The sequence below is a fragment of the Methylobacterium sp. CCH5-D2 genome, assembly GCF_001556475.1.
GTDB lineage: Bacteria > Pseudomonadota > Alphaproteobacteria > Rhizobiales > Beijerinckiaceae > Methylobacterium > Methylobacterium hispanicum.
Genome location: NZ_LSIX01001002.1, coordinates 1 through 8,961, shown reverse-complemented (window position 1 = coordinate 8,961; position 8,961 = coordinate 1). Strand labels below are relative to the sequence as shown.

At 73.3% G+C, this 8,961-nt stretch carries 9 protein-coding genes; 5 read left to right on the top strand and 4 right to left on the bottom strand.

Features of this window, described 5'->3' with window-relative positions:
• The first annotated feature begins 202 nt into the window (after positions 1 to 202).
• Both AX737_RS27270 and grpE read left to right on the top strand, forming a co-directional pair.
• Positions 203 to 2,998 (top strand): [protein-PII] uridylyltransferase, encoded by a 2,796-nt coding sequence (locus AX737_RS27270; RefSeq protein ID WP_066926941.1) that lies wholly within the window; start codon positions 203 to 205, stop codon positions 2,996 to 2,998.
• Between the two features lie 95 nt (positions 2,999 to 3,093).
• Positions 3,094 to 3,738: a nucleotide exchange factor GrpE gene (gene grpE, locus AX737_RS27265; protein ID WP_156453992.1), complete on the top strand. Its 645-nt coding sequence runs from the start codon at positions 3,094 to 3,096 to the stop codon at positions 3,736 to 3,738.
• Between the two features lie 74 nt (positions 3,739 to 3,812).
• Here grpE and AX737_RS27260 read toward each other — a convergent pair whose 3' ends face one another.
• Both AX737_RS27260 and AX737_RS33735 read right to left on the bottom strand, forming a co-directional pair.
• Entirely contained in the window at positions 3,813 to 4,187 is a 375-nt protein-coding gene (locus AX737_RS27260) for a hypothetical protein (protein ID WP_066926943.1), read from the bottom strand.
• Between the two features lie 238 nt (positions 4,188 to 4,425).
• A complete protein-coding gene (locus AX737_RS33735) occupies positions 4,426 to 4,584 on the bottom strand; it encodes a hypothetical protein (RefSeq protein ID WP_156453991.1) in 159 nt (52 codons plus the stop codon).
• Positions 4,585 to 5,040: 456 nt separating this feature from the next.
• Here AX737_RS33735 and AX737_RS27250 point away from each other — a divergent pair, with 456 nt between their 5' ends.
• The 3 genes from AX737_RS27250 (at position 5,041) to AX737_RS27240 (ending at position 7,687) form a co-directional block, all read left to right on the top strand.
• The gene (locus tag AX737_RS27250) at positions 5,041 to 5,877 is read left to right on the top strand and encodes a DUF6502 family protein (RefSeq protein ID WP_066926937.1); all 837 of its coding nucleotides are present in this window, start codon (positions 5,041 to 5,043) and stop codon (positions 5,875 to 5,877) included.
• A gap of 12 nt (positions 5,878 to 5,889) precedes the next feature.
• The gene (locus tag AX737_RS27245) at positions 5,890 to 7,137 is read left to right on the top strand and encodes a DUF5666 domain-containing protein (protein WP_066926935.1); all 1,248 of its coding nucleotides are present in this window, start codon (positions 5,890 to 5,892) and stop codon (positions 7,135 to 7,137) included.
• A 235-nt stretch (positions 7,138 to 7,372) separates the two neighbouring features.
• Positions 7,373 to 7,687, top strand: a complete 315-nt coding sequence (locus AX737_RS27240; RefSeq protein ID WP_066926933.1) for a hypothetical protein — start codon at positions 7,373 to 7,375, stop codon at positions 7,685 to 7,687.
• Between the two features lie 9 nt (positions 7,688 to 7,696).
• On the opposite strand, the gene AX737_RS27235 is transcribed toward AX737_RS27240, so the two are convergent.
• Both AX737_RS27235 and AX737_RS27230 read right to left on the bottom strand, forming a co-directional pair.
• Positions 7,697 to 8,287, bottom strand: a complete 591-nt coding sequence (locus tag AX737_RS27235) for a hypothetical protein (RefSeq protein WP_066926931.1) — start codon at positions 8,285 to 8,287, stop codon at positions 7,697 to 7,699.
• A 49-nt stretch (positions 8,288 to 8,336) separates the two neighbouring features.
• Complete coding sequence (locus tag AX737_RS27230) at positions 8,337 to 8,954, bottom strand: DUF1214 domain-containing protein (protein ID WP_082773330.1); 618 nt, start codon at positions 8,952 to 8,954, stop codon at positions 8,337 to 8,339.
• Positions 8,955 to 8,961 lie beyond the last annotated feature (7 nt).

Genomic DNA, 8,961 nt, shown 5'->3' with positions numbered 1-8,961 from the left:
GGCCCCGCCCCGCGATGCCGGGCAGCCGAGCCGCGGCTGAGTGCCGGCCCGAGGGGCGGGCCGCGCCCGAAAGCGGGCGGCGCCCCTGTCAGCCTCGCCGGATCGTGCTAGACCTTGGCCGAGGCCCGGCCCGTGCGGCTCCGGGCCCGTATCGCTCGGTCCGGTGGATCGCGGTCCGGCCGAGCCGCTGTAACGGGTATCCATGTTCGACGCCGTCGCCGCACTCGACAGGGTTCTGGACACGCTCGACCGCGAGGCGCGGGAGCCCACGAAGCTCCGGGCGGCCCTGGTGCCGCAGCTCAAGGCGGTGATCGCGGAGGGACACGCGGCGGCCGAGGCGCGGCTCCTGAAGGACCGGGACGGGATGGCCTGCGCGCAGGCCCTGTCGCGGCTCACCGACGCGGTGGTGCGGGCGATCTACGACGCCGTCTGCTGGCGCCTCTATCCGAACGACAACCCGACCACCGGCGAGCAACTCGCGATCGTGGCGACCGGCGGCTACGGACGGGGCACGATGGCCCCGGGCTCGGACATCGATCTGTTGTTCCTGCTGCCCTACAAGCAGACCGCGTGGTCGGAGAGCGTCGTCGAGGCGATGCTCTACGTGCTCTGGGACCTCAAGCTGAAGGTCGGCCACGCCACGCGCTCGGTCGAGGAGTGTCTGCGCGAGGCGCGGGCGGACTTCACCATCCGCACGGCGCTGCTCGAGGCCCGCTTCCTGTTCGGATCGCGGGTGCTGTTCGAGGAGCTGATCACCCGCTTCGATTCCGATCTCGTCGTGGGCTCGGCCGCCGAGTTCGTGGAGGCGAAGCTGCGCGAGCGCGACGGGCGCATCGCGAAGGCGGGCTCCTCCCGCTACCTCGTCGAGCCGAACGTGAAGGACGGCAAGGGGGGCTTGCGCGACCTCAACACCCTGTTCTGGATCGCCAAGTACACCTACCGGGTGCGCGACCAAGCCGAGCTCGTCCACGCGGGCCTGTTCACCCCGGAGGAGTACCGGCTGTTCGAGCGCTGCGAGGAGTTCCTGTGGCGGGTGCGCTGCCACATGCACTTCATCACCGGCCGGCCGGAGGAGCGGCTCTCCTTCGGGCTGCAGCCCCGCGTCGCCGAGCGCCTCAACTACGGCCCGCGCGGGGGGCTGTCGGGCGTCGAGCGCTTCATGAAGGCCTACTTCCTGATCGCCAAGGACGTGGGCGACCTCACGGCGATCGTCTGCGCCGAACTGGAGGCGCGCCACGCCAAGCGCACGCCGGTGCTCGACCGCTGGATCGGCCGGTTCCGCGACCGCTTCCGCGCCACCGCGATGGAGGCGGAGGATTTCTGGATCGACCACGGCCGCGTGAACCTGCGGGCCGAGGACGCCTTCGAGCGCGACCCCGTCAACCTGATCCGCCTGTTCTGGCTGGCCGAACGCCACAACCTGCCGATCCACCCGGACGCGCGGCGCCTCGCCACCCGCTCGCTGCGCCTCATCACCCCGACGCTGCGCGCCGACGAGGAGGCGAACCGCCTGTTCGTCGAGATCCTGACCTCGAAGAACGCGCCCGAATCCGTGCTGCGCCAGATGAACGAGGCGGGCGTGCTCGGCCGCTTCGTGCCCGATTTCGGGCGCATCGTGGCGATGATGCAGTTCAACATGTACCACCACTTCACGGTGGACGAGCACCTGCTGCGCTCGGTCGGCGTGCTGGCGGCGATCGAGGCGGGCCGGGTACAGGAGGCGCACCCGCTGGTCTCCCGGGTGATCCACACCATCAACAACCGCACCGCGCTCTACGTCGCGATCCTCCTGCACGATATCGCCAAGGGCCGGCCCGAGGACCACTCGGTGGCGGGCGCGGCCATCGCCCAGAAGCTCTGCCCGCGCCTCGGCCTCTCGCAGGCCGAGACTGAGACGGTGGCCTGGCTCGTCGAGCACCACCTCCTGATGTCCATGACGGCCCAGAGCCGCGACCTCTCCGACCCGAAGACGATCGAGCGCTTCGCCGGCGTGGTGCAGACGCTGGAGCGGCTGAAGCTCCTCACCATCCTCACGGTCGCCGACATCGCGGCGGTGGGCCCCGGCGTCTGGACGGCCTGGAAGGGCACGCTGCTGCGCACCCTCTACGACGAGACCGAGGTGCGGCTCTCGGGCGGCCACTCCGAGATCGCCCGCACCGACCGGGTGCGGATGATCCAGATCGCGCTGCGCGAGAAGCTGCCGGACTGGTCGGCGGAGGATTTCGACGCCTACGCGGCCCGCCACAACCAGGCCTACTGGCTCAAGGTCGAGGGCGTGCGCCAGTTCAAGGACGCGAACTTCATCCGGGGCGTCGTCGAATCGGGCCGGACCAGCGCCACCGACGTCGAGACCGATCCGGTCCGCGGCGTGACCGAGATCACGGTCTACTCGCCCGACCACCCGCGGCTCCTGGCCATCATCACCGGCGCCTGCGCGGCGGCCGGCGGCAACATCGTGGACGCGCAGATCTTCACCACCACCGACGGCTTCGCCCTCGACTCGATCTACCTCTCGCGCGCCTTCGAGCGGGACGAGGACGAGCTGCGGCGGGGCCGGCGCATCACCGCGGCGATCGAGCGGGCGCTCAAGGGCGAGATCCGCATCGCCGACCTCGTCGCCGACAAGCACCCGCCGGTGGCGAGCGCCCGGGCCAAGACCTTCCTGGTGCCGCCCGACATGGCCATCGACAACGCGCTCTCGAGCCGCGAGACCGTGGTCGAGGTCACCGGCCTCGACCGGCCGGGCCTGCTCTACGAGCTGACGACCGCCTTCAGCCGGCTCTCGCTCAACATCACCTCGGCGCATATCGCGACCTTCGGCGAGCGCGCGGTCGACGTGTTCTACATCACCGACCTCATCGGCACCCGCGTCACCCAGCCCGACCGCCTGGCCGCGATCCGCGCCGCCGTGATGGAGATCTTCGCCGGCGACGTGGCGGCGCTGAAGGCGGAGGGGCTGGAGGCGCTGGTCGCCGCGCCGCCGCCGCGGGAAGCCTGAGGGCCGCTGCCGCGGGTTGATTTCAGGGGCCGCCGGCCTGATATCAGCGGCGATCCCGCACATCACCACGACTGAAACGCCACGACTGAAACGCCATGACGAGCAACGACATGCAGCAGGACGACCCGCGCCGGAACGAGGCCGCGGACGGCGCCGGGCCCCGCAACGGGGCCGAGGCCGGAGCGCATGCGGGCGCCCATGCCGACGCGGCCCAGCAGCCCGAGTCGAGCCCGCAGGGAGAGGCCGTGGCCGCCCTGACGGCCGAGCGCGACGAGTTCAAGGACCGGGCGCTGCGCACGCTCGCCGAGATGGAGAACCTGCGCCGCCGCACCGAGCGCGAGGTCGCCGACGCGCGCACCTACGCGGTGACGAACTTCGCCCGCGACGTCCTCAACGTCGCCGACAACATCCGCCGCGCCCTGGAGAGCGTGCCGGCCGACGCCCGCGCCGCCGCGGAGGGCGCCCTGAAGGGGCTGATCGAGGGCATCGAGCTGACCGAGCGCGACCTCGGCAAGACCCTGGAGCGGCACGGCGTGAAGGCGGTCGAGCCGCAAGGGCAGCGCTTCGACCCGAACCGCCACCAGGCGATGTTCGAGGTGCCGAACGCGGAGGTCCCCAACGGCACCGTGGTGCAGGTGGTGCAGTCCGGCTACGTCATCGGCGAGCGGGTGCTGCGCCCGGCGCTGGTGGGCGTCTCGAAGGGTGGACCGAAGGCGGGTGCCAATCCCGCCGACGCCTGATCGTCCCGGCACGATCCAGGCGAGCACAGTCGAGACGGGAGCCCGGTGCCGATGGCGCCGGGCTCCCGGCGTTTTCAGGGATCGCAGGGAAGCGCCAGGGCGAAGTCGGAGACGAACCGGGCGGTGTCGCGCACGGGCGGCGAGGTGCGGGGATCGCGGGCCACAAGATCCGCCTCGGCGTGGAGGCGGTCGTGGCAGGCGCAGGTGGCCCATCGCCCCGAGGCGAGCGGGGGCGAGCAGGCGTCGTGCCGCGCGCAGGCGAGGTCGAGCGCGTCGATCGGCGGATGGCCCGGGCCTCGGTTGCCGGGGCCGCAGAAATTGCCGTGGATCAGGACGCTGCCGCGGCCCGGATCGACCCGCGGCAGATCCTGGGCCCGCGCGGCCGGCGCCAGCGCGCAGGCGAGGCCCCCGGCGAGCACGGCGCGGGGCAGAAGTCTCGAAGCGGGCAAGAACAGGCTCCGGTCGGCCAGCATCCGTCCGTCGAGATGGATCGGCCGGACGATTCGGCAACCGTGTCATTGCGCGAAACAAGACTTAGCCGCCGAACCGACTGGTGCCAGCCGCCAGGCTATCTGGAATGAATGCTACGGCATGGAATTTTTCGGGGTCCTGTGCGGAGGTGCGCCCATCCGATACTGATTCGCGCCGATCCGATGGCTGCGCGACGCCGCCGGGAGGCGCGCGGCCTCAGAGCGCCGCGAGCAGCAGGCCGACGACTGTGACGGCCAGGATCAGGCAGATGGCGAGGTCGATGACCCGGGCGCCGCCGCAGCCCTCGGCGCCGTCGAGGGCAGGGCGAGCCGATCGATGCCCGGCCAATCCCGCGACGGTCGTCGGCGTCGTCATCGGTGCAACTCCATGTCCAAGTGCGCGAGGGCGGCCTCCCGACGCACCGGGACGCCTCGGGAGGCCTGTGAAACCGCCGTCCGGCCGGAGGGGATCGGCAGGACGGCGGTCTGCTTCGTTCCCGGCGCGTCGCGTCGGACCGTGTCCGCGGCGACGCTTCCGAGCACGGGCAGTGCGAGGGCGGCCAAGCACAGCGCGAGGCGTGCGAGGCGCGCGGCATCGGGGGCGCCGTTCCGCGGAGGGGCCGCGGGACAGACGTTGCGCAGGGGCGGGAGCGCGGGCGGGGCGACCATTCGGATCCTTTCGGTCATCACCGTGCTCCAGCTGCGTGGGAAATCTGACCACAAAATCGATACGTGTGCAAAAATCCCACGTCAACGAGGAATCCCGGGTTACGCGTGCGCAGACGCACCGTGTGGGATTGTCTCCCACGATCCGCGGGCTAAGGTCGTCGTCATGTCGGACGAGATCGCAACTCCGGAGGGCACGGCCCTGCACGCGCCGGTGGCGCGCCTGCTGCGCCCCCTGGTGCGCCTGTTCGTGGCCCGCGGCATCACCTTCCCGGCGCTGACGAACCTGCTGCGCGAACTCTACGTGAACGTGGCCGAGTACGATTTCGCGCTCCCCGGCAAGGAGCAGACGGACAGCCGCGTCTCGCTGCTCACCGGCATCCACCGCAAGGAGGTGCGGCGCCTGCGCGGCGCGGGCGCCCCGGTGAGCGCGGTGCCGGCCGTGGTCTCGCGCACGAGCCGGATCATCGCCCGCTGGCTGGCCGACCCGAAATTCACGGACGGACAGGGGCGGCCGCTCCCGCTGCCCCGCTCAGGGCCCGGTGAGGCGCCCTCCTTCGAGGCGCTGGTCTCCGGCATCACCCGGGATCTCCGCCCGCGCGCCGTGCTCGACGAGTGGCTCGACCGGGGGCTCGCAAGCCTCGACGAATCCGACCGCGTCGTGCTGGCCGAGGCCGCCTACGTGCCGCGGGGCGGGGGCGAGCCGCAGCTCTACTATTTCGGCCGCAACCTGCACGACCACATCGCGGCGAGCGTGGCCAACATCGTGGGTGAGACCCCGCGCTTCCTCGAGCGGGCGGTGCACTACGACGGGCTCTCGGAGGATCTCGCCCGGCGCCTGGAGGCGCGGGCCCGCGAGATCGCCATGGAGGCGCTGAGCCAAGCCAACCGCGAGGCCCACGCCGCCTGCCAGACCGATCCCGGCGGCGACCACCGCTGGAACTTCGGCCTCTACGTCTACGCCGAGGCGGCGCCCCCGCCCGCGCCTCCCGGACGCCTTTAGGGGAGCGGGCGCGTGGCGCGCGATCATCGTCCGAGCCGCCGGCTCGTCCTCGGCCTGCTCGCAGGTGCCGCCGTCCTGCCGGGGCGGCTGGCCGCCCAGGACGCGCCGATCCGCGACCAGGGCATCGGCGGCACCGGCGCGCGCCCGACCGACGCGCCCGGCGAGGGCGACCGCGGCATCGGCGGCACGGGAGTGATCGGCACGATCCGGCGCTTCGGTTCGATCGTGGTGAACGACCTGCGCATCGCCTACCCCGACGACGTCGCGGTGCGCATCGACGGCGTCCCGGCCCGCGCTTCCGACCTGCGTGTCGGGCACGTGGTGCGGGTGGTGGCCCGGCCCGAGGGCGCGGGCCTTGCCACCCGCCGCATCGACGTGACGAGCGAGGTGGTGGGACCGGTCGAGGCGGTCGGCCGGAACAGTCTCACGGTGCTGGGGCAGCGCGTCGCGACGGGCGCGGCGGGCGGCACCTGGACGGTCGGCCAGCGCGTCGCGGTGAGCGGCCTGCGCCGCCCGGACGGGGTGGTGGTGGCGAGCCTGATCGAGCCCCGCGCCGCAGGCCCCGACCGGGTCGCCGGCCCGGTCCGGCGCGGGGCCGACGGCGCGGCGCGGATCGGCGGCCTGCGGCTCGCGGGCGCCGAGAACCTGTCCGCGGGGCACCGCGCCGCGGTCGCCGGCCAGATGCGGGACGGCGCCCTCGCGGTGACCGATGCCGCCGAGGCCGGCCTGCCGCCGGGCATCCGGACCGCCTCGATCGAGGCCTATATCGGCCGGCGAGGAGGGGGCGTGACCCTGGGCTCGGGCCTGCCCGTCGCGGGCGCACCGGCCGCGAGCCTGCCCCGCTCGGGCGCGGTGCGGGCGGTGCTCACCACGGAGGTTGCGGGCGACGGGCGCCTCACGGTCGAGCGCCTGCGCGTCGAGGATCGCCTCGCGCCGGTGCGCGAACCTGTGCGCGAACCTGCGCGCGAGCCGGGCCGCTCCGAGCGGCCGGGCTTCCAGCGCGACCGCCTCGACCTGCGCGGCCTTCCGGGGCACGGTCCGGCGGGCGTCCCCGGGCGGGACGCCCCCGGATCCGGGCAGGGCTTCCGCATCGACACCCGGCCGCCCGGCGGCGCGGGCGGTCCCGGCGGCTTCGGTCCGCCCGGCGGCTTCGGCGGGCCGGGCGGTCCCGGAGGACCTGGAGGCGGCTTCGGCGGTCCCGGAGGGAGCGGGCCGGGTTTCGGCGGCGGTCCGGGCGGCTTCGGCGGCGGCCGGCGCTAGATCCGCCCGATCCGGCCGGGGAAGGAGCTTCCAGAATCCGGCCTCTTCGGCCGGACACCCCACGCAAAGGTCGGCGCTTCGCCCCCACTAGGCAGAAATCGCCGGGCTTCGGCAGTCCCTGCCGCCTGAAGACAGGTCCCGGATGCCCTAACGGGCTGGGAAAACCGTACAAAGTCCCGGCGCACAAGTGGCGCCGTCCTTGCTCGGGAGGCTCGGTACCACGAGACTTTCCGCGATGAACATTTCCAGCGCCAGCACGGCCATCAACTGGCCAACCCCCAAGCCGATCGGCACCGCCGGAAGCGCCGCGAGAGACGCGGGCGGTCGAAAGCCCGACGACATCGCGGCCGACTTCCTGAAATACGCGTCGATGTCCCCGATGGAGCGGATGCGCGCCAACATCCTGAAGGGCATGGACCTGACGGAGGAGCAACTCGGCTCCCTGCCGCAGGACGAGCGGCGGAAGATCGAGGACACGATCAAGGACAGCATCCGGAAGATGGTGTCGGCCGACGGCCGGACGGGACAGCTCGTCGATGTCTCGGCCTGAGGCCCGCCCCTACCGCGCGGGCGGCTCCTCGCTCTGACTGTCGATGGAGCAGGCGACCGCCTGCACCGCCGCGTTGGCGGCCGCGCGCTGGCTCGGCAGGCCGGCGACCGCCCGCACCACCACGAAGCCCTGGCGGTCGGGGGCGACGATGCGCACGTCGCGGCTCGGCTCGCTCTCGTCGTCGCTGGCCAGCGCCTCGTCGTACTGGGCGCGGGTGAGGATCACGAGGTCGAGCGCGCCGCGCACCGCCGCCTGGTCGGTCACCGCGTAGAAGGCGCCGCGCCGCCCGTGCGCAGCCAGCGTCAGCATCAGCGGTCCGGTGCGGGCCGAGACGCGCAAGGGGCCGTCCGCGAGGTCGTAGGCGCAGACGCCGACCGCCACCGCCGGGTCGGGGATCGGCAGCCACGCCTCGGCCGGAGCCGGGTTGGCTGTCGTGGCCACCGTGTAGATCGGCTGCGGATGGTCGAGGCTCTCGCTCCCGCGCGCGCGGGAGAGCGCGTCCGTCTCCGACAGGAGGGGGATCGCCAGCACGGTCGCGACGTGCACGAGGCCGGCGAGCGTCAGGCCGCACAGGGTGGCGTAGGCGAGGCGCAGATTCATCGGCACGGGCTCATGGGCGCAGGCTCATCGGGGCCTCATCGCGCGGGGCTCACGTCCTGCAGCGCAGGCGGGTGATCGCCGGCACCGCGTCGCGGTCGAGGCTGCCCGCGCTCGCCGCCACCGGCGTGTCGTAGAGGCGCAAGGCGAGTCGCAGGGGGCCGGTCTCGCGCGGGCTCGGCAGCCAGTTGCCGGGTTCCGCCTCGGGACCGAGCGTGACGGCGAAGCGGCCGTCCAGCTCGCGCAGGATCTCGGTCGCGGTGAAACCCTCGCGCATCGGCGGCCGGGCGGGGTCGGGATCGCCCCGGCCGGAGACGGTCAGCGTCCAGACCCGGGCCGGCGGCGTCGCGCCGGTGATGCTGTAGGTGCAGGCGGCGTCGAGACCGCGGCCGGCATCGTCGGTCGCGGCCGTCATCAGCAATCCCTCGCCGACCGCGAGCGGGATCTCGCCCCGGCGCGCGTTGACGGCGCGGGTGTAGGGATCGGCGCTGGTGGCGCCCGCCCGCGGCCAGATCGTCCAGGCCCCGACCGCGACGCCGCCGAACGGGTAGCCGCCGCGCGTCGCCCAGTCGGCGCTGGCGAGGCCGAGCCCCGCGCCGAGCGCCAGCGCGTAGAGAGCGAGCCCGACCCAGGCGCTCCTGCGCCACAGGCGCTGCCCCACCCCCACGATCCGCCCC